20 protein-coding genes are annotated in these 18,559 nt (G+C 65.2%); 10 read left to right on the top strand and 10 right to left on the bottom strand.

Going from position 1 to position 18,559, the window contains the following annotated elements; translation table 11 throughout:
- Positions 1-60: 60 nt before the first annotated feature.
- Complete coding sequence (locus L879_RS0114610) at positions 61-363, top strand: 4a-hydroxytetrahydrobiopterin dehydratase (RefSeq protein WP_027316761.1); 303 nt, start codon at positions 61-63, stop codon at positions 361-363.
- Positions 364-376: 13 nt separating this feature from the next.
- On the opposite strand, the gene L879_RS0114605 is transcribed toward L879_RS0114610, so the two are convergent.
- Positions 377-2,137: a calcium-binding protein gene (locus tag L879_RS0114605; protein ID WP_161634671.1), complete on the bottom strand. Its 1,761-nt coding sequence runs from the start codon at positions 2,135-2,137 to the stop codon at positions 377-379.
- A gap of 267 nt (positions 2,138-2,404) precedes the next feature.
- Positions 2,405-3,190, bottom strand: coding sequence for an SDR family NAD(P)-dependent oxidoreductase (locus L879_RS0114600; protein ID WP_027316759.1), 786 nt, complete (start codon positions 3,188-3,190; stop codon positions 2,405-2,407).
- Between the two features lie 96 nt (positions 3,191-3,286).
- On the opposite strand from L879_RS0114600, the gene L879_RS0114595 reads away from it, so the two are divergent.
- The 6 genes from L879_RS0114595 (at position 3,287) to L879_RS22890 (ending at position 8,933) form a co-directional block, all read left to right on the top strand.
- Complete coding sequence (locus L879_RS0114595) at positions 3,287-3,652, top strand: YkvA family protein (protein ID WP_051435333.1); 366 nt, start codon at positions 3,287-3,289, stop codon at positions 3,650-3,652.
- A gap of 349 nt (positions 3,653-4,001) precedes the next feature.
- Complete coding sequence (locus L879_RS21790; protein ID WP_051435332.1) at positions 4,002-5,117, top strand: calcium-binding protein; 1,116 nt, start codon at positions 4,002-4,004, stop codon at positions 5,115-5,117.
- 175 nt (positions 5,118-5,292) lie between these two features.
- Positions 5,293-6,036 carry a hypothetical protein gene (locus L879_RS24100; protein ID WP_183501388.1) on the top strand — a complete coding sequence of 248 codons (744 nt, stop codon included), beginning with the start codon at positions 5,293-5,295 and terminating at the stop codon, positions 6,034-6,036.
- A gap of 148 nt (positions 6,037-6,184) precedes the next feature.
- Positions 6,185-7,498: a dual-specificity RNA methyltransferase RlmN gene (rlmN, locus tag L879_RS0114580; protein WP_210278746.1), complete on the top strand. Its 1,314-nt coding sequence runs from the start codon at positions 6,185-6,187 to the stop codon at positions 7,496-7,498.
- A gap of 515 nt (positions 7,499-8,013) precedes the next feature.
- The gene (locus L879_RS0114570) at positions 8,014-8,439 is read left to right on the top strand and encodes a hypothetical protein (protein WP_154664220.1); all 426 of its coding nucleotides are present in this window, start codon (positions 8,014-8,016) and stop codon (positions 8,437-8,439) included.
- Positions 8,436-8,933 (top strand): hypothetical protein, encoded by a 498-nt coding sequence (locus L879_RS22890; RefSeq protein ID WP_051435331.1) that lies wholly within the window; start codon positions 8,436-8,438, stop codon positions 8,931-8,933. Before L879_RS0114570 ends, L879_RS22890 begins: the two co-directional genes overlap by 4 nt.
- On the opposite strand, the gene L879_RS0114560 is transcribed toward L879_RS22890, so the two are convergent.
- Positions 8,905-9,546 carry a LysE family translocator gene (locus L879_RS0114560; protein WP_027316755.1) on the bottom strand — a complete coding sequence of 214 codons (642 nt, stop codon included), beginning with the start codon at positions 9,544-9,546 and terminating at the stop codon, positions 8,905-8,907. The two genes, L879_RS22890 and L879_RS0114560, sit on opposite strands and share 29 nt — an antisense overlap.
- A 240-nt stretch (positions 9,547-9,786) precedes the next feature.
- On the opposite strand from L879_RS0114560, the gene L879_RS0114555 reads away from it, so the two are divergent.
- Genes L879_RS0114555 through L879_RS0114545 form a run of 3 tightly spaced genes read left to right on the top strand, consistent with a single transcriptional unit; the run spans position 9,787 to position 11,799 of the window.
- Positions 9,787-10,386, top strand: coding sequence for a LemA family protein (locus L879_RS0114555; protein WP_035459710.1), 600 nt, complete (start codon positions 9,787-9,789; stop codon positions 10,384-10,386).
- A gap of 13 nt (positions 10,387-10,399) precedes the next feature.
- On the top strand, positions 10,400-11,188 hold the full coding sequence (locus tag L879_RS0114550; protein WP_035459708.1) for a TPM domain-containing protein: 789 nt from the start codon (positions 10,400-10,402) through the stop codon (positions 11,186-11,188).
- Positions 11,188-11,799, top strand: a complete 612-nt coding sequence (locus tag L879_RS0114545) for a TPM domain-containing protein (RefSeq protein WP_035459748.1) — start codon at positions 11,188-11,190, stop codon at positions 11,797-11,799. Before L879_RS0114550 ends, L879_RS0114545 begins: the two co-directional genes overlap by 1 nt.
- Positions 11,800-11,860: 61 nt before the next feature.
- On the opposite strand, the gene L879_RS0114540 is transcribed toward L879_RS0114545, so the two are convergent.
- From L879_RS0114540 to L879_RS0114510, 7 genes are all read right to left on the bottom strand, one after another.
- Positions 11,861-12,598 carry a DUF1223 domain-containing protein gene (locus L879_RS0114540; RefSeq protein WP_027316751.1) on the bottom strand — a complete coding sequence of 246 codons (738 nt, stop codon included), beginning with the start codon at positions 12,596-12,598 and terminating at the stop codon, positions 11,861-11,863.
- A gap of 28 nt (positions 12,599-12,626) precedes the next feature.
- Positions 12,627-13,574, bottom strand: a complete 948-nt coding sequence (locus L879_RS0114535; protein WP_027316750.1) for a lipid A biosynthesis lauroyl acyltransferase — start codon at positions 13,572-13,574, stop codon at positions 12,627-12,629.
- 135 nt (positions 13,575-13,709) lie between these two features.
- Entirely contained in the window at positions 13,710-14,732 is a 1,023-nt protein-coding gene (locus tag L879_RS0114530; protein WP_027316749.1) for a zinc-binding dehydrogenase, read from the bottom strand.
- 164 nt (positions 14,733-14,896) lie between these two features.
- A complete protein-coding gene (locus L879_RS0114525) occupies positions 14,897-15,643 on the bottom strand; it encodes an SDR family oxidoreductase (protein WP_027316748.1) in 747 nt (248 codons plus the stop codon).
- Positions 15,644-15,647: 4 nt separating this feature from the next.
- Positions 15,648-16,922, bottom strand: a complete 1,275-nt coding sequence (locus tag L879_RS0114520) for a beta-ketoacyl-ACP synthase (RefSeq protein WP_027316747.1) — start codon at positions 16,920-16,922, stop codon at positions 15,648-15,650.
- A 10-nt stretch (positions 16,923-16,932) separates the two neighbouring features.
- The gene (locus L879_RS0114515; RefSeq protein WP_035459706.1) at positions 16,933-18,057 is read right to left on the bottom strand and encodes a beta-ketoacyl-ACP synthase; all 1,125 of its coding nucleotides are present in this window, start codon (positions 18,055-18,057) and stop codon (positions 16,933-16,935) included.
- Complete coding sequence (locus L879_RS0114510; RefSeq protein ID WP_027316745.1) at positions 18,057-18,518, bottom strand: 3-hydroxyacyl-ACP dehydratase FabZ family protein; 462 nt, start codon at positions 18,516-18,518, stop codon at positions 18,057-18,059. The genes L879_RS0114515 and L879_RS0114510 overlap by 1 nt, the downstream gene beginning before the upstream one ends.
- Positions 18,519-18,559 lie beyond the last annotated feature (41 nt).

The following is an 18,559-nucleotide window of genomic DNA, read 5'->3' as shown; positions in this document are numbered from 1 at the left end:
GAAACCTCACCCCTGTGCGTCATCACTGAAGAGAATCCCTTCTCACGGTGACCTCTGCCCATGCCCCGCCTGACCGATGCCGAACGCTCCGAACTTCTGCCCGCCCTCGAAGGATGGGCGCTCGTCGAAGGCCGCGACGCCCTTCGCAAGACCTTCGTCTTCGACGATTTCAACGCAGCCTTCGGCTGGATGACCCGCGTCGCGCTCGCGGCCGAGGCCATGAACCATCACCCGGAATGGTTCAACGTCTACAACAAGGTGGACGTGACGCTCTCCACTCACGACGCCAAGGGCCTGACCCGTCGCGATATCGAACTGGCGCAGCGCATGGACAGGCTCGCCGCCGGACTGACGAAGGAATGAAGGACAGCGGCGGTCATAGGATGAAGAAATCGGTTTCCTTCAGCGCCAGACCAGCCTTGAGCTTGATGAAGGCAATGGCGGCCGCCTTGCCGGAGCCGTCCGGGTCGTAGAAGAGAGTTCCGGTTTTCTTGTTGTAGACGATCCGGTCATCCGCATCGTGCGCTTTCGCCCCGATGTAAAAGGCATCCTTCGCAAGCGTGCCTTTCTTGGCGATCTTCGTGAAGACGGATCCTGCGAGCTGAACCGTGTCGTCCTTCACGTTGAAATCCGTGACCCGGTCGATATTCGTTTTGCCGGGCTTCGTGTCGAACAGGAAGCTATCCTTGCCGAACCCTCCCGAGAGCACGTCCTTGCCGGAACCGCCCGCGAGCCGGTCGTTCCCGGCCCCGCCGGAAATCACGTCGAGCCCGACGCCGCCATTGAGGACATCGGACCCGTAGCCGCCGTCGAGACGGTCGTTGCCGCTCGCACCCGACAGCACATCCGACCTCGCGCCGCCATTCAGAATGTCGTTGCCGTAGCCGCCATCGACCGTGACCGAAACCGCCGGCGCGTCGAAAACGTCCGCTGCCGCGCTGCCCTCGACGCGCAGCCTGTCGGCGGCGGTCCAGTTCGTGAAGCTCCAGGCGCGAAGGTCGATGGTGGCGCCTGAGAACAGCCTGACCGCGATCTCGTTGGCCTGCCCATCCCCGGAAACGGTCAACGGACCCTGCGGAACGCCGTCGTTGAACCAGATCCGCTGGGCTCCAGCGAACGCGATCTGCTCGATACCGGACAGGCGCATCAGGGACATGTCGGTATCGCCCGCCAGACGGATCGTATCCGTGCCGCCGCCGCCGATCACGCGCTCGCCCGCGACCACGTCTCCCGCATGGAAGACGAACACGTCGTCGCCGTCTCCGCCACTGAGGAGATCCGCCCCACGTCCGCCGGTCACCGTGTCGGCCCCTGCGCCCATCAGAATCGTGTCGTCCACCTCCGTGCCGGTGACGCGATCCGCCTGGGGCGTTCCCGCGTCGTCGTCGAAGCGGAAGGTGACGGTCTGGTCGATACGCCCCCAGTTGGTGAAGCGCCATCCCGAAAGATCGAAATCCGCCGCGCCCGTGCCGGTGCGCGTCAGCGTGATTGCGTCGCTCTCGGACGCCGAGCCTTCCACGCTCAGCGCCTGCGAGACGAGGCCCGCGCCCACCTGCGCGCTGCGCAGCGTGACGCTTCCGCTGCCGCCGCTCGACGCGAAGCGAAGCGCGTCGATCTGGGTGATCGAAGCAAAGCCGATTCCGGTGCCCTCGATCACGAGCGTATCCGTATCGTCCGGCCCTCCCGTGCCGTCGGAGGCATCGCCCGCGAGGACGACGTTCGAAGCGCCCGTCGCGAGGCGGAAGGTGTCCTTGCCGGCCCCGCCGGTCATCTGGGCATTCGCCTGCCCGCGATTCCAGAGGATATCGTCGCCCCCTGCCCCGTCCAGGGTGTCGGTGGAGGATAGGCCGTAGGTGGTCAGGTGATCGTTCTTACCGCCGCCCGTGATGGTGTCGTTGCCGCTGAACAGGGCATCGAAGGCGGCAAGGCCCCCGACAGCTCTCAAGGCATTGGAGAAGGCGACGAGGTTATCGGGATTGTTGTCGATCGTGAGGCTGGCGATGTCACTGCCAAAGCGGAAGGCGCCACTATGAACCCTGCCCGTGTTCACGAAAATGCTGTTGTCGGGCAGTCGGGAGGTGAAAATGGCCGTACCGCTGAGATTCAGGGTGGCGTTCTTGTATGTCCCCTCCGCCATATTGAAAAAGCCGGCCGAACTGGTCGTGGCGGAATAGAATGTCGTGTGCGTTCCGAAGATTTCCTCGAAAGCCGGGTTCGTGTCCAAATTTTCGTGAAATGTAATCGCGCCCATGACAGTGCCCCAGGTCCGCTAACGGAATAGCGTTATAGGACAGTCATCACAAGGCCAAGATTTCAGCAAGGTTCCTCTACGTTAGTTGCAAGGCGGCAGCCTTTCCGTTTCCGGCGGGGTTCCCGCCGGAAATCTCGCCGATCGAGAAAAGATCTATTTCGGCTGCATGCGCAGCGCGCCGTCGAGGCGGATGCCCTCGCCGTTGAGCATGTCGTTCTCGATGATGCTCTTCACGAGCTGCGCGTATTCCTCGGGCCGTCCGAGGCGCGAGGGGAAGGGCACGTTGGCCTCCAGGGCCTTGCGGTAATCCTCCGCGATGCCCTCGAAGAGCGGCGTGTGGAACAGGCCCGGCAGGATCGTCATGACGCGGATGCCGAAGCCCGAGAGATCGCGGGCGACGGGCAGCGTGAGCCCGAGGACGCCGCCTTTGGAGGCGGAATAGGCCGCCTGCCCGATCTGCCCGTCCTGGGCCGCCACCGACGAGGTGTTGACGATGACGCCGCGCCCGCCGTCGGGCGTCACGGGATCGAGCCCCGCCATGGCGGCGGCGCATTTGGCGATCATGGCATAGGTGCCGATAAGGTTGATCTCGACGGCGCGGCGGAAGCTCGCCACATCGTGCGGGATCAGCTCGCCCGTCTCGCGCTTCTTCGTCACCGTGCGCTTGCCCGGCGCGATGCCGGCGCAGTTGACGAGGATACGCTCGATGCCGTTGGCCGCGCGGGCGGCGGCGAGGGCTCCGTCGATGGAGGCCTCGTCCGTCACGTCGGTCTGGCAGAAGACGGCGCCAATTTCGCGGGCAACCGCCGCGCCGCGTTCGGCGTTCATGTCGAGAATGGCGACCTTCACGCCGTTGGCGGCCAGCATGCGGGCCGTGGCCTCGCCGAGGCCCGAAGCGCCTCCCGTGACGACGGCTGCCATCATTTTGTCGAGCTTCATCGGTTTTCTCCCTTGGTGCCGGACGGTCTTAAGGTATCCTCTCCGGCGCGCAAGGGCAGACGAGAGTCAGGAGCATTTGAGATGAGCACACCCTTCATGAAGCCTTTCACGAAGGCCGAAATGGAGGCCATGCGCCAAGCGACCCGTGACGAGGAGAGCCTCAAGCGCCGCTTCTGGGACAAGCTCAGGCGCGTCGCGGGCAAGATCCCCTTCGCGGAGGATCTCGTGGCCGCCTTCTTCTGCGCCACGGATCCGTCGACCCCGAGCCGCGTGAAGCTGATTCTCCTCGGCGCCATCGCCTATTTCGTGATGCCGCTGGATGCCGTGAGCGATCTTCTGCCCCTGATCGGTTTCGCCGACGATGCCGCCGTGCTCGCTGCGGCGATCACCCAGGTGGCGGGTTCGATTACGCAGGAGCACAGGGAGAAGGCCCGGAAGATCCTGAAGGATTCCCTTACCTGACTTAGGCTCCGATACTAGGGTAAGACTATATTCTGAATGAAGAATATTGACTTATTGCAATGTTATTAAACATCATTATAAGTGATTCCATTAACAAGAAAGTTATTTCATCTCCTCCTCATTTTAAAAACGAACAAGCTTTGACGAACACTGCATGGGTCGCTCCGGCGGCCCTTTTATTTTTCACGCTAAGAAGCCTGAGGCCCAGGAAGCACCCGAATAAGCTCCATCCCGTCCAATGAATGTTATAACTTTTGAATTCTGGGATGATGCGGTAAGGACAGGCCATCGAGCTGCGGAGGAGCATTTTTCTCATTCCGCAAAACCTCAAATTATCGATGGGGATCACATGGCAACCTATTATGCATCCGGCAACTATTTTTCCTTGGCCCCGGGCGAAATCGAATTCGCGATCCCCAAATTCGTACCCGGCACAGCTAATCCGCTTCCCGCCAACGCTAGAATTCAGGGCAATGATCTTGCCAACATTCTGACGGGCGACGCTACCGACAACCTGCTGAATGGCCTTGGCGGCGCGGATACCCTCACCGGCGGCCAAGGTGACGATATCTATGCGATTTGGAGCTCGGCGGCAGTCATCCGGGAACTGGCCGGGGAAGGAACCGACTATATCCAGGCCTTTGCCTCCTACGTCATGCCTGAGCATGTCGAAGTCCTGGAACTGAACGGCTCAGGCGATTTCACCGTAACCGGCAACGGCACATGGAACCGGATCTACGGCACCGGAGGCAATAACAAGCTCTCCGGCCAAGGCGGAAACGATACCATGAGCGGTTTTGAGGGCAACGACACCTTGGACGGCGGGACGGGATCGGACGTTTTGACCGGAGGAACTGGCGACGACGTCTTCTATATCGACAACCTCGCCGATCAGGTAATCGAAGAGGTGGGGCAGGGCCGGGATACGGTGCTCACTAGCGTGAGCTTCAGCCTGGGCAGCAACGAGATCGAAACCCTGACGGCGATGGGGTCGGCTGGAATCCGCCTGACCGGCAATGCCCATGCCAACACGTTGAACGGCAATTCAGGTCGCAATGTCCTCAGAGGAGATGCCGGAAACGACATCGTCTCGGGAAAAGGAGGTCACGACAAGTTTGTGTTCGATACCAAGCTCGGTACGTCGAAGACGGACAGAACGGTAAATTTCGACAGGCTTGTCGATTTCGACGTAGCCGATTCAATCTGGCTCGACGACCGTTACTTCAACAACAAAGCACTCAAGCTGCTCGGCAAGAAGGCATCGGAAACGAAGCCGAAGCAGCTGAGCGGCACGTTCTTCATCTCCGGCAGCAAGGCCAAGGATAAAGACGATTACATTATCTACAATAAGAAGACGGGCGTCCTTTCCTATGACCCCGACGGCTCGGGATCGAAGCAGGCCATCGAGTTCGCCCAGCTCAAGAAGAACCTGAAGATTACCGCAAAGGATTTCTTCATCATCTGACGGCAGCACCGTTCATAAAAAGGGCCGACGAGCGGCCCTTTTTATTGGGCTGCGGTTCAGCCGGAACGGCCATGATCGTAAAAACCGCCACGTTTCGACGCATCGCCAATCGCCCGGTGCAGCCTTAACGGAGATGGTGAAAAGTTCTTAACCATCCGCCTGTATGGTCCCGCCCATGATTACTGCATCTTTCCAGCGCGGCCTCGCCGCGGGCATTCTTTCCGCCCTCGTCATCGGAACTGGTCCTGCAGCCCTGGCGCAGTCCCAGCGCTCCGCACCGGCCAAGCCGGCGGCGAAGCCTGTCGCAACCGCCAAGCCCAATCCGGCTCCGGCCAAGGCGGCGCCCGCCGCCAAGACCACGCCGGCCAAGAACACGCCAGCCAAGAATTCCCCGGCCAAGCCTGCCGCTGCGGCCGCAGCCGGAGGGGCGGCAGCCGCCGGAGCCGCCAAGGCGACCCAGGCCGCGACGGGACCGGGCGGCGCCTCGCTCGTGACCTCCTACGGCGACTGGGGCGTCTATACGGCCCAGACCGGCCGCTCGAAGATCTGCTATGCCCTGAGCCAGCCCCAGGACCGGCTGCCGAAGAACCTGAACCGGGACCCGGCCTATCTCTTCGTATCCTTCCGCCCGGCGGAGAACGTGAAGAACGAGGTCGCCCTGGTCCTCGGCTTCGCGGCCAAGGAGAACGGCCCGGCGGAGGCCTCGGTCGGCAACACCTCCTATGCCCTGATCACCAAGGCCGCCAATGCCTGGCTCAAGAATCCGGCCGAGGAAGGCCAGGCCATCGCCACCATGGCCCGAAGCGGCACCATGATTGTCAAGATGCAGTCGGCGCGGGGCTCCAGCCTGACCGACCGCTATTCCCTGAACGGCTTCAGCAAGGCCCTGGAGCATGCGCGCAAGGAATGCGCGTCTTAAATCCCCTCGGGACCCGCGGTTGAAAATCGCTCTGCCGATGAGCATGTTCCGGGCGCGCGCCCGGAATTTTGCTTTTTGAAGCTCACCATTCCGACGCAATCGTGCTATAAGGCCGCTTCACTCCCAACAACGAGGCTCGAGATTTCCCATGGCGACGGTGCTCGACATCGCCAAGCGCAACCCCAATGCGGCCCCCGTGGCCGTGAGCGATGCCGCGCGCGCGGCCGGGTTCATCGAAAAGACGGCGGAGCTGAACGTCGTGGCCGGAGCGGCTCCCGGCGGGGCCTCGCTCGTGGGCCTCACCCGCGGCCAGCTGAAGGACTCCCTCGCCGCCATCGGCGTGCCGGAGCGCGAATTGAAGATGCGCGTCGCCCAGCTCTGGCACTGGATCTATTTCCGCGGGGCGAAAGACTTCTCCGAGATGACCAATGTGGGCAAGGAGCTGCGCGCCAAGCTGAGCCAGGCCTATACCCTCGCCCGCCCTCAGGTCGTTTCCGAGCAGGTGTCAAAGGACGGCACCCGCAAATGGCTGATCCGCATGCCTTCCACCGGCCCGCTCGACAAGGGCGCGGAGATCGAGTGCGTCTACATTCCGGAAGTCGACCGCGGCACGCTCTGCGTGTCGAGCCAGGTCGGCTGCACGCTGACCTGCTCCTTCTGCCATACGGGCACCCAGCGCCTCGTGCGCAACCTGACATCGGCGGAGATCGTGGCGCAGCTCATCGTCGCCCGCGATTCCATCGGCGACTGGCCCGACGCCACGCCGCCCGAGGGCGCCTTCGTGCCCACCGACGGCGGTCGCTTCGTGTCCAACATCGTCTTCATGGGCATGGGCGAGCCGCTCTACAACATCGATAACGTGATCGCCGCCATCGACGTGATGTCGGATGGCGAGGGCCTGAGCCTCTCGCGCCGGCGCATCACCGTCTCGACCTCCGGCGTCGTGCCGCAGATGGAGCGGCTCGGGGCGGAAGCCAACACCATGCTCGCGATCTCGCTCCATGCCGTGCGCGACGAGCTGCGCGACGAGCTGGTGCCGATCAACCGCAAATACGACATCAAGCAGCTGCTCGACGCCTGCCGCGCCTATCCCGGCCTGTCGAACGCCCGCCGCATCACCTTCGAATACGTGATGCTCAAAGGCGTGAACGATTCGGACGCCGACGCCCGCGAGCTGGTGCGCCTGCTGAAAGGCATCCCGGCCAAGATCAACCTGATTCCGTTCAATCCCTGGCCCGGCTCGAAATACGAGTGCTCGGACTGGGAGCGGATCGAGCGCTTCTCCGAAATCGTCTTCCGCGCGGGCTATGCCTCGCCGGTGCGCACCCCGCGCGGCCGCGACATCCTCGCCGCCTGCGGCCAGCTCAAGAGCGAAACGGAAAAGCTGCGCGCCCGCGCCCGCATGATGGCCGAGCAGGGCATCGGAGCCGAAGGCGTCTACGCGCTGGGGGATGGGGAATAGCCTCGACGGCCCGTTCCTCACACCCGGCGATCACGCCTTGTTCCGCTTTGCCTGCGCGCGCTTGCCCTCCTGCAAGATGCGGCCGTCTTCCATCGGATTGATGATCCGCCAGCTGCCGATCCGGGCCGGGGCTTCGTTCAGCACGCCCGCCTTCTGACGGTTGCCGGAGCCCTTCTTCTCGAACGTCGTGGCCTGCCGCCCCTTGCAACGGGTGTCGCAGCGTTGGCGATGGCCCGGTCGCGCCGCTCCCGCAGGCGTTGAGAAAGTTCCGTAAGCGCCGCATCGTCCAGCTTGCGCCCAGGGCAGGATACCGGGTCTGCTCCACGAGGGCATATTCCTCGTCGCTGAGGGGCCTCCGCTCATCCAGTTTCGGCGTCGCCGTGCTCCTCCTATACAGATGCACACCGCCTGGTTCCTTCAAGGAGCGCGACGCCGGGCGGAGAAAACAATGGCCCCAATTGGTCCAGCACAAACGGTTGTGCTACAGTATTCATCCAACATGGATCCAATCCAATATGACCCGTCGGATTGCAGGCTTACTCGCAGCATGTGTCGCCGCTCCTTATCTGATGGCATTCTTCACGCTTGCCTTCGAATTTTTCTCCGATGGCGGACCTGTCGTCGAGACTCCGCTCGATCTGTTCAAGGCTATTCCAATCGGAACACTTGCCCTTCTCCTCCTTGGGCTTCCACTTCTTTGCGCCGCCAGCCTTCTCGCCGTCGTACTTTATGGCAATGGATGGGAACGGCCTTGGCATGTCGTCTTGGCCGCGTGTCTATTGGGCTTGTGTTTCGCAGGTTTCACGTTCTCCTGGGAATTGAAGAAAAGCTTTGCCCTTTTGTTCCAGGGCGGGCTGGCCGGCGCCTTCTGCGGCTGGATCTACTGGCGCATCGCCATCAAGCAGACGCCTGATAAAGGCCATGCTATAGACGCAGCATGATCCGCTGGCTTCTCCTCATCCCCTTCGCGCTTCTCATCGCCATCGGCGCGAGTGGCACCTTCTTCCTCGTCGCCAGCATCGTCGATCCGGTGATGAATATGCTGACGGGCGACACGGTCTTCGTCGGCTTCTGGTCCCTGTTGGACGCGATCTTCTCCGCCGAGGATCCGGGACCCATCGTGGAGGACGCCTTCCTGGCGGTGGGCCGGATCATGTTCACCCTGCTGATCTTCCCACCGCTGCTCGTGGCCGTCGTCAGCGAGGTGTTCGGGATGCGCAGCCTCCTCTGGCATACCCTTGCTACCGCCGTCCTGACGGCGGCGGTGCCGTGGATCCTGCGCGGCTCGGCGCGGATCGCGACCCCGCAGGAGCTGCATGTGAGCTTCGTGCTGGGCCTGACCGGCGCGGTGGCGGGTCTCGTCTATTGGGCGATCATCGGCGGGCGCGAGCCGCGCCGGACGAATCCTAGCGAGCCGATGTCGTCAGGATCTTGATGGCGAAGACCGAGAACAGGCCCGCGAAGGAATAATCGATCCCGCGCATGAATCGCGGATGGCCGCGCAAAAGCGCGATCACCTTGTCGGCGCCCAGGATCATGAGCGCCCCCATCGGCGTGTTGAGCGCAACGAAGTAGAGGCCGAGGAACAGCATCTTGTCGGCCGCATGCGGGTCGCCCGCATCGACGAATTGCGGCAGGAAGGTCACGAAGAACAGCACTACCTTGGGATTCGTGAGGTTGATGCCGACCCCCATCAGGAACGTCTTCCAGAACGAGACCTCCGCCCGGCCCTCCTCCTTCACGTTCAGCGCCGAGCCGTTGCGCACGGCGTCGAAGGCCATCCATAGCAGGTAGAGCGCGCCGACGATCTTGAGCACGGTAAAGGCCGTCACGGAGGCCGCCAGAAGCGCCGAGAGCCCGAGCGCCGCCAGAAGCGTATGGACGCAGCATCCCGCCGTCGCGCCCAGCATCGAGGCCATGCCCGCCTTGCGCCCGCCCGTCATAGTCTTCGCCAGGAACAGGCTCATGTCCGGACCCGGGGTGATGAAGAGCAGGATCGCGGCGAGGGTATAGGCGGCAAAGGTGCTGGCGTCGGGCAGGAAGGTCATGAAACGGATCCGGGAGTCAGGCGCATCGTGCAGGTCCGCACGATCACTTCGTCATGATAACAGGGCATCGGACGAATCCCAAAAGCGGCCTCCACTTTCGGGTTCAATACTTAGTAGTGGGATCATGCCTCAATCCGGTGTGCACGACCACCGGAAAACGCCTTGTTGAAACGCCTGCCCTGCTCCATCTGTTGATCCCGGCAAGGGTTCGAAATCCGTGGATCGCGGGAAGGACGGGACATGACGGCTTTTCTCTCAAGGATGCGCTTTGCGCTCACCGGCATGCTTCTGGCGTTCGGCTTGTCCGCCTGCGGCATCAATACCGTTCCGACCCTGGAGGAGCAGGCCAAGGCCGCCTGGAGCGAGGTGCAGAACCAGTACCAGCGCCGGGCCGACCTGATCCCCAACCTGGTGGAGACCGTGAAGGGCTTCGCCCAGCAGGAGCGCGAGGTGCTGACCCAGGTCACGGAGGCCCGCGCCCGCGCGACCCAGATCAAGGTCGACGCCTCCACGGTCACGGATCCCGAAAAGTTCCGCCAGTTCCAGGAGGCGCAGAACCAGCTCTCGGGAGCGCTGGGACGGCTGCTCGCCACGGTCGAGCGCTATCCGGAGCTGAAGTCCAACGCGAACTTCCTGGCCCTGCAATCCCAGCTCGAGGGCACGGAGAACCGGATCGCGGTGGCGCGGCGCGACTACATCGCCGCCGTGCAGGCCTACAACACGGAGCTGCGCACGATCCCAGGCCGCTGGATCGCCGCCGTGCTCTATCCCGACGCCAAGCCCATGGAGACGTTTGCCGCCACCGCCGGCTCCGAACGCCCGCCGCAGGTGAAGTTCTGACGTGCCATTCCCGATGAAGGAGGTCTCGTCCTTCCCGCCCTGCCCTCCTCGGCAATGGGCCCTGGCGGCGCTTCTCATCGCTCTCTTTCTCACCTGCGGCTCGGCCCTCGCCCAGACCTTCCCGCCCCTGACCGGCCGGGTCGTCGATGCGGCGAACCTCCTGAAGCCCGAGGAACGGACGGCGCTCGAGGCCAAGCTGAAGGCCCATGAGGACAAGACCTCGGACCAGGTGGTGGTCGCGACCGTTCGCTCGCTCGAAGGCTACGAGATCGAGGATTACGCGAACCGCCTGTTCCGGCACTGGCAGCTCGGCCGGAAGGACAAGGACAACGGCGCATTGCTGCTCGTGGCGCCGCAGGAGCGGAAGGTGCGCATCGAAGTGGGCTACGGCCTCGAAGGCGCGCTCACCGACGCCCTGTCCAAGGTGATCATCACCACTGCCATCGCGCCGCAATTCAAGCAGGGCAACTTCGCGGCCGGCATCAATGCGGGCGTCGACGCCATGCTCTCCATCCTCACCGGCGATGCGGAGGAATGGCAGCGCCGCGCCGAGGTGCGCGAGGAGGGCAGCACCGCTATCGACCCCGTCGTAGCCTTCATCATCCTGCTGATCCTCTTCTTCATCATCTCGCGCATGATGGGCGCGGGCGGGCGTCGCGCCGTCGGGCGGGGCCGCCACGGACCCTGGATCGTTCCGACCGGGGGCTGGTCCGGGGGCGGAGGCGGCGGATGGTCGGGCGGGGGCGGCTTCTCGGGGGGAGGCGGCTCGTCGGGCGGCGGCGGAGCTTCGGGGAGCTGGTGATGATTTCAGCCGAGGAACAGGCGCGCCTCGCCAGTGCGATCAGCGACGTGGAGGACGACACCTCCGGCGAGGTCGTTCTCGTGATCGCGGAGCAGGCAGACCATTACCGCGCAGTCCCGCTGCTCTGGGCCTTCCTCGCGGCGCTCGTGACGCCCTGGCCGCTGATCTGGCTGACCGCGATCGGAACCTCGCGCATCTTCCTGATCCAGCTCGCGGTGGCGCTGGTCTTGAGCCTCGTGTTCTCCTGGCCGCCCTTGCGCTTCGCCCTGGTGCCGCGCTCGATCCGGCATGCCCAGGCTCACGAGGCCGCCGCGCGCGAGTTCCTCCGCCGCGGGCTCACCCGCACGCGGGAGAAGACCGGCGTGCTGATCTATCTTGCGTTGGCCGAGCGCCACGCCGAGATCCTGGCGGATACGGGCATCGCGGACCGGGTCGATCCCGGCATCTGGGCAGGCATCGTGGCGGAGCTGACCGGCGCGATCCGGGAAGGGCGGATGATCGAGGGGCTGGAGCAGGCCGTCCGGCGCACGGGCGCGATCCTCGCCGAGCACGCCCCTCCCCGCCTGGACGACGTGGACGAGCTGCCCAACAAGGTGATCCTGCTGGATTAGAGCCTCGAACGCATAAGCGGGAGCCGGTTTTGCGTGAAAAGAGGCAGCCGAACGAAAGCGTTCAGAAACCCGGACCCTTCGCGGCGCCCAGGATGACTCCGGGCCTCTCCGCATCGGTGCTCTGCAGGAGCACCACATAGGCGTCCCCGCCCTTGCGCGCGGTCTCGAGGGGCACCTCGAAGCGGGCGGAGCCGCCGTGCCATTCTCCGATGCGGTTCAGGCCGCGCACCACGTTGGCATAGGTGATCGTCTTGCCCCGGTTCTCGCCGCGCTCGATGGGCACCGTCTGCGATTTCAGCACGGGCAGAACCCAGATCTCGGCGTCGCGGTGCGTGGTGTCGGGGGTTTCCTCGACGGCGATCGACAGAGTGCCGTTGTGCTCGCTCAAGGTGATCGCGACCGGCAGGGCGCTGCGACCCTTCGTGGTGGCCTGGATCGCCCTTTCGATCTCGGCCCGGTCGGACCCGATGGAGGATTTCTTGCCGTTGACGATCATCTGCGGCGTGAAGACCTGCCGGTCCTTGCGGGAATGGGCATAGGCCTTCTGCCGTTCGGTGAAGGCCACATGGGCGAGGGTGTCCTTCCAGCCGAGGTAATCCCAGTAATTGACCGGCAGGGACAAGGCCACGATGTCCGGCTGGCGGGAATACTCGGCGAGCAGCGCATCGGCGGGCGGGCAGGAAGAGCAGCCCTGGCTCGTGAACAGCTCGACGACCGCGCGGGCCGGGTCGGCCGCGGCAGGGTGCAGGAGGGCGGACAGGCCCAGCGCCGCCAGGGTCAATGTCAAACGCGATGCCATGATGCCGCCATGGAACACGAATTCCGCCTCAAGGGGAACTCACTTTAGCTTGAGCGCCTGCGGGCGCCCGCCAGCGGCGGTGCATCCAGAGCCATTGCTCCGGGTATTCCCTCACCCATTCCTCGACCACGGAGGTCATGGCCTGCATGGCCCCCTGCACGTTGATCTGGCCGTCGGGATCGCGCGGCAGGTCGAGGGGCGGGGTGAGCTGCAGGCGGAAGCGATGGCCCGGCAGCCGGACCACACGCACCCCGTGGACCGGGCAGTCGAAGCGGCGGGCGAACTTGCCGAGGATCGGGTTCACCAGGGCCGGGCGGCCCATGAAGTTCACGATCACGCCGCGGGTGAAATGCTGGTCGATGAGCATGCCGAGATGCCCGCCCGCCTCCAGCGCCCCCTGCATGGCGAAGGCCGCGCCCTGACGGGCGGCCTCCAGGTTGCCCATGGTCTCGCTGCGGATCTCGTGCAGCACGCGGGCGATGGCCGGATCGTTGGGCGCGCGGAACACGGCGGTGGCGTCGAGCCCGAACCGCGCAGCGCATATGGCGGGCAGTTCCCAGTTGGCGAGATGGGCGGAGAAGATGATGCCGGGCTTGCCGTCATCGCGAAGCTTAAGGAAGTGGTCGATCCCGTCGACTTCCGTGCGGCCGGGAGCGGCGCTGTCCGGATCGAAATCGAACAGGCGTCCGAGATGGGGGTATTCCCCCGCCGTGCGGCCGAGATTGTCCCAGGCGGCCAGCGCCAGGGCCTTCACCTCGGCCTCCGATTTCTCCGGATAGACCGCGCGGATATTGGCCAGGGCCGTCCGGTGGGCTCCCAACAGGGGGCCGAAGGTGCGCGTGAGCGCGGCGCCGACCGCCCCGGACCGTTCGGGCCCCAAGGCCCGCGACAGGGCAAAGACGCCGCGCACGATGCCGACCATGACCGTCTCGGTCAGGCGCGAGACAAGGCTGCGGGGGCGATGGGTCTGCTGCACGTCGTTCCTATCCCGGCATGGAAAGCCGGCCCGGAGGCCGGCCTGAAAAGAAAAGGCCCCGCGTGTTTTTCGCGGGGAGCCCGTTTCGTCAAGGTCTGTGGCCGCGCGGCCCTTTGTACCAGAACCCGCCTCCGGTCAGAAGGTCACGATGACCTTGCCGAAGACCTTGCGGCCTTCGAGACGCTCCAGTCCTTGTCGGAACTCGTCGAGGGGAAAGACGGAATCAATCACCGGGCTCATGCCCTTCGCCATCTTGTCGAGGGACTGGGCGATGTTCTCGATACGGCAGCCGAAGGAGCCGAAGATCCGGTATTGCTGCTGGAAGAGCTGCATCAGGTTCATGGTGGTGGACACGCCTGACGTCGAGCCGCAGGTAACGAGACGCCCGCCCCGCTTGAGGCAGAGCAAGCTGCCGTTCCAGGTCTCCGCGCCCACATGCTCGAACACCACGTCGACGCCCTTGCGCTTGGTGAGGCGGCGGACCTCGCCCTCGAAGCGCTCCTTGCGGTAGTTGATCACGTAATCGGCGCCGAGCGCCTTCGCCTTCTCGCCCTTCTCGTCGTCGCCCACCGTCGTATAGACCGTGCAGCCGATGGCCTTTGCCATCTTGATCGCGGCGGTGCCGATGCCGGAGCCGCCCGCATGGACGAGGATCGACTCGCCGGGCTCGAGCTTGGCGTTGTCGAAGAGCATGTGCTGCACCGTGCCAAAGCCGATGGGGGCGCAGGCCGCCTGCTCGAAGGAAACGCCTTTCGGCACCGGGATCACCAGCCGCTCGGGCCGGTTGATCAGCTCACGGGCGAAGCCGTCGATGTGAAAGCCCATGATGCCGGCGACGTTCTCGCAGAGATTGTCCCACCCCTTCCGGCAGGCGCTGCAATGGCCGCAGGTCTCGGCCCCGTACATGGTCACCGGGTCGCCCACCTTGAAGCGCGTCACGCCCTCGCCCACGGCCGCGATCTCGCCTGCCGCCTCCACGCCCACCGCCTGCGGCATCTTGCGCTTGGCGAAGGCCATGCCGCGGAAGCCCCAGACATCGAGATAGTTCAGGCCGAGCGCCCGGATCCGCACCTGGACCTCGCCCGCGGCCGACGGCGGCGGGGCGTCGATCTCGGTGATGCGAATGTCACGGTCGCCGAAAAGCTGAAGGGAGCGCATGCAAGAAGGATCCATCGGTCAGCGTCAACGCGCGGCTTAAAGCGCGGCGATGACGGAGAAATCTGTTTCCGGCCGCTTAAAGGGCGAGCGGGGGAATGGCAAGGTCTACGCTGTTCGACACGTCATCCAGGACGGCAGAGCCGATCCGGCATGACGCTCTGAATTTACCGATGCACGCCCAGCATCGACGTGAGTCCGCCGTCGATGGGCAGGACCGTGCCGGTGATGTAGGCGGCGGGCTCGCTCATCAGGAAGGCGGCGAGGCCCGCGATCTCCTCAGGCCTTGCGAAGCGTCCGGCGGGAATCTGCTTTTCCATGCTCTCGCGATAGGCCGCGTAGGGGGCCATCATGTCCGTGTCGATGAAGCCCGGCGCGATCACGTTGACGGTCACGCCGCGCTTGGCGGTCTCGACGGAGAGCGTGCGGCAATAGGAGATGAGCGCGCCCTTGGACGCCGCGTAAGCCGCGTTGCCGGGATTGCCCTGGAGCGCCGCCACGGAGCCGATGGCGACGATGCGCCCGGCCTTGGCGCGGATCATGCCGCGCATGAGCGCCTTGGCGATGCGGGTCAGCGACCAGAAGTTCACCTGCATGGCGGCTTCGGCCTTGTCCTGCTGCATCATGGCGGCGAGCGCGTCGTAGGGCTGGCCGGCATTGTGCACGAAGCCGAAGAAGCTCTCGCCCTCGATGCTTTCGCAGAAGGCTTCGAGCGCCGCCTTGTCGGCGAGATCGAGCGCGTGGGCCTTCACGGTCCGCCCCGGATGGGCCTTCATCAGCTCGTCGGCCAAAGCGGTCGCGGCTTCGCCCGAGGAGCGGTAGGTGAAATCCACGTCGTGGCCGGAGGCGGCCAGCGCCCGCACGATGGCGGCGCCGACGCCCTTGCCGCCGCCGGTGACGAGAATGCGGGTCATGTCTTCAAGCTCCCTTGGGCTCGGCCCCGAAGACGAGGCAGGTGTTCTGACCGCCGAAACCGAAGGAATTCGAGAGCACGTAATTCACCTTCGCGTCCCGGGCCACGTTCGGCACCACGTCGAGCGGAATCGACGGGTCGGGCACCTGGTAATTGATGGTCGGCGGAATGCGGCCCGTGGCGATGGTCATGAGCGACATGACCGCTTCGACCGCGCCGGCGGCGGTGAGCGTGTGGCCGATCATGGACTTGTTCGACGAGATCGGCAGGCTCGCCATGCGCTCGCCGAACACGGCGGTGCAGCTCATGGCCTCCATCTTGTCGTTCTCCGGCGTCGAGGTGCCGTGGGCGTTGATGTAATCGATGTCCTCGGGGACGAGGCCCGCATCCTCCAGCGCCTGACGGATTGCCGTGATGGCGGGCATGCCGTCGGGCGAGGAGCGGGTGCGGTGGAAGCCGTCGCCCTTCTCGCCGCAGCCGAGCACATAGCCGAGGATCCTGGCGCCGCGTGCCCTGGCCTTCTCCGCGTTCTCCAGCACGAGGGCCGCTCCACCCTCGCCCATGACGAAGCCGTCGCGGTTCTTGGAGAACGGCTTCGAGGCGGCCTCCGGATTCTCGTTCTGGGTCGAGAGCGCCGAGAGCAGCGAGAAGCGGATGAGCGATTCCGGATTGACCGAGCCGTCCGTGCCGATGCAGAGCGCCGCGTCCGTCTCGCCGCGGCGGATCGCCTCGACGCCGAGCTGGATCGCGGTGGCGCCCGAGGAGCAGGCGGTGGAGAGCGAAATCGGCGAGCCCTTGGTGCCGAAACGGTCGGCGACCCGGTCGGCCACCGTGCCGAAGATGAAGAGGTCGTGCCAAGCCTTGAACCGGCCCGTGCCTGCAGCCTTCAGGAGATCCTTGTAGGTGATCTCGCCCGTCTGGCCCGAGGCCTCGGCCAGCGCCTCGCGCTGCGGCCATTCCATCTCGACCGGCGGCACGGCCATGAAGAGCGCGCCCGGAAAATCGGCCGGGGCCAGTCCCGACTGGCCGACGGCCTCCTCGGCGGCCAGCATGGCCAGGCGCTCGGAGAGCATGGGAGCGCAGAAGGGCTCCACCGTCACGTCGTCGATGGTGCCCGCGATCGTGGTGCGCAGGCCCTCCGTGGGAAAGCGGTTGATGCGGTGAATGCCGGACCGGCCCGCCGTGAGGGCGGCCCAGGTGTCGTCCTTGCCCTGGCCGATGGAGGTGACCACGCCCATGCCGGTGACGGCGACGAGCGGACGGCCCTGTGTGTCGCGCATAGCCTTCTCCTCAAGCCTTGGTGAGCCGGATGGCGCCTTCGCCGCGCCAATGCCCGACGGAGGTGACGAGCGCCTCTGCTGCCTTGCCCTGGGCGATCAGGCCCGCCGCCAGGGCGACGCCGGCCGGAGCCTGAGCCTCGATGGTGTGGCCGATGAGATCGGCGGTGGCGTGCACGGCGGCTTCCGGCGCGATGTCCTTGAGCGCCGCCCGCTCCTCCTCCGTGATGCCCTGGACGCCGGTGGCGCCGGAGATCACCGCCTCGGGCCTGGCCCGAAGCTGCTGCGCAAGCCCGTGAAGCGCCTTCTCGACGCTGCCGGGCTGGCGGCGGCTGCGGTCGGAGGCGATGCCGGCCAGGCTCGCCAGCGGCTTCGCCCCGCGCGAGGCCGCGTGCTCGCGGGATTCGAGCACCAAGAAGCAGGCCCCGGAGCCCAGGATCATGCCGCCGCCCTCGGCGGGTCGCTCCCAGACCGAACGATAGGGCTTCTTCCAGTGAAACCCGCCCATCTCGTAGATCAGGAGCACGTCGGGCCGTTCGGCATTGTAGGCGCCGCCGACGAGGAAGATGTCGTCCTGGCCGGAGGCGATTCGCTCGCGGGCGATGCGCAGCGCATCGACGCCGCTCGATTCCTCGCCCATGAAGGTGCGCGAGGCCCCCGTCACGCCGTGGACGATGGAGATGTTGCCAGCGAGCAGGTTGGAGAGCTGCGCGAGAAACAGGGTCGGACGCAGGTCGCTCATGAGGCGCTCGTTGAGGAAGACGCCCGGGTTCTCGGCCGTCCGCAACCCGGTCAGGATCTGCCCGTCGACGGCATAGTCCCGCTCGCCGCCGCCCGCCGCGACGATGAGCTGCATGCGGCTCTTCAGGGCCGCGTCCTCCTTGGCGCCCGCCGCGTCGAGGGCGAGGCCCGCCGCGTAGCAGCCGAGCTTCTGCCAAGCCTCCATCTGCCGCTGGTCGGCCTTCTTGGGGATCTGCCGGTCCCATTCCAGGGGAACCACCGGATGGACCTGGAAGGGCTCGAAGCTTGCCGTATCCGTGTTCGGGGCGCCGGCGGCGGCGAGCGCCGCCAGGTGCGTCTCCAGGCCCTCTCCCGCGCAGGAGACGAGGCCCACTCCCGTTATGACGACGTCGCGCATCAAACCGTCTCCTCCAGGAGGCCGATGCGCCTGGCTTGAGCGCGCATCTGGCCGTCCATGCCTTCCGGGAAGGGCATGATCCGGAAGCGCAGCTCCGCATCGCAGATCGGCTTGCCCTCGGCCGTAATCCTGGCCTTCGTCACCGCATAGCCCGAACCTTCGTGCTCCAGCTGCGCCGTGACGGTCAGCACCGTACCCGGTCCGACGAAGGTGCGGAAGCGTGCCTTGTCGACGCCCATCAGGAACGGCATGTGCGTGAAGCCCATGACGCCCAGGACGAGATAGCCGGAGGCCTGGGCCATGGTTTCGGTGAGGAGGACGCCGGGGACGAGGGGATGGCCGGGAAAATGCCCTTCGAAGACCGGGCTTTCCATGGGCACGGTGGAGGAGACCTCGATCCGCTTGGCGTCGCGGTCCAGGCTCGTCACCCGATCGATCATTTCAAAATATTCGAGGCGCATCCGGCTCTCTTACCCTCTTGCGCCCGGCGGGTTCAATGGGA

The sequence above is a fragment of the Microvirga flocculans ATCC BAA-817 genome (genome assembly GCF_000518665.1).
GTDB classification, from domain to species: Bacteria; Pseudomonadota; Alphaproteobacteria; order Rhizobiales; family Beijerinckiaceae; genus Microvirga; species Microvirga flocculans.
Note: the sequence above shows the minus strand (reverse complement) of the source record. Positions and strands in the feature narration are given on the sequence as shown.

Excerpts from the sequence above, each read along its gene's own strand:
- L879_RS0114610 (WP_027316761.1), top strand. The coding sequence starts at position 61 with ATGCCCCGCCTGACCGATGCCGAACGCTCCGAACTTCTGCCCGCCCTC.
- L879_RS0114605 (WP_161634671.1), bottom strand. The coding sequence starts at position 2,137 with ATGGCGGAGGGGACATACAAGAACGCCACCCTGAATCTCAGCGGTACG.
- L879_RS0114600 (WP_027316759.1), bottom strand. The coding sequence starts at position 3,190 with ATGAAGCTCGACAAAATGATGGCAGCCGTCGTCACGGGAGGCGCTTCG.
- L879_RS0114595 (WP_051435333.1), top strand. The coding sequence starts at position 3,287 with ATGAAGCCTTTCACGAAGGCCGAAATGGAGGCCATGCGCCAAGCGACC.
- L879_RS21790 (WP_051435332.1), top strand. The coding sequence starts at position 4,002 with ATGGCAACCTATTATGCATCCGGCAACTATTTTTCCTTGGCCCCGGGC.
- L879_RS24100 (WP_183501388.1), top strand. The coding sequence starts at position 5,293 with ATGATTACTGCATCTTTCCAGCGCGGCCTCGCCGCGGGCATTCTTTCC.
- rlmN (WP_210278746.1), top strand. The coding sequence starts at position 6,185 with ATGGCGACGGTGCTCGACATCGCCAAGCGCAACCCCAATGCGGCCCCC.
- L879_RS0114570 (WP_154664220.1), top strand. The coding sequence starts at position 8,014 with ATGACCCGTCGGATTGCAGGCTTACTCGCAGCATGTGTCGCCGCTCCT.
- L879_RS22890 (WP_051435331.1), top strand. The coding sequence starts at position 8,436 with ATGATCCGCTGGCTTCTCCTCATCCCCTTCGCGCTTCTCATCGCCATC.
- L879_RS0114560 (WP_027316755.1), bottom strand. The coding sequence starts at position 9,546 with ATGACCTTCCTGCCCGACGCCAGCACCTTTGCCGCCTATACCCTCGCC.
- L879_RS0114555 (WP_035459710.1), top strand. The coding sequence starts at position 9,787 with ATGACGGCTTTTCTCTCAAGGATGCGCTTTGCGCTCACCGGCATGCTT.
- L879_RS0114550 (WP_035459708.1), top strand. The coding sequence starts at position 10,400 with ATGAAGGAGGTCTCGTCCTTCCCGCCCTGCCCTCCTCGGCAATGGGCC.
- L879_RS0114545 (WP_035459748.1), top strand. The coding sequence starts at position 11,188 with ATGATTTCAGCCGAGGAACAGGCGCGCCTCGCCAGTGCGATCAGCGAC.
- L879_RS0114540 (WP_027316751.1), bottom strand. The coding sequence starts at position 12,598 with ATGGCATCGCGTTTGACATTGACCCTGGCGGCGCTGGGCCTGTCCGCC.
- L879_RS0114530 (WP_027316749.1), bottom strand. The coding sequence starts at position 14,732 with ATGCGCTCCCTTCAGCTTTTCGGCGACCGTGACATTCGCATCACCGAG.
- L879_RS0114525 (WP_027316748.1), bottom strand. The coding sequence starts at position 15,643 with ATGACCCGCATTCTCGTCACCGGCGGCGGCAAGGGCGTCGGCGCCGCC.
- L879_RS0114520 (WP_027316747.1), bottom strand. The coding sequence starts at position 16,922 with ATGCGCGACACACAGGGCCGTCCGCTCGTCGCCGTCACCGGCATGGGC.
- L879_RS0114515 (WP_035459706.1), bottom strand. The coding sequence starts at position 18,057 with ATGCGCGACGTCGTCATAACGGGAGTGGGCCTCGTCTCCTGCGCGGGA.
- L879_RS0114510 (WP_027316745.1), bottom strand. The coding sequence starts at position 18,518 with ATGCGCCTCGAATATTTTGAAATGATCGATCGGGTGACGAGCCTGGAC.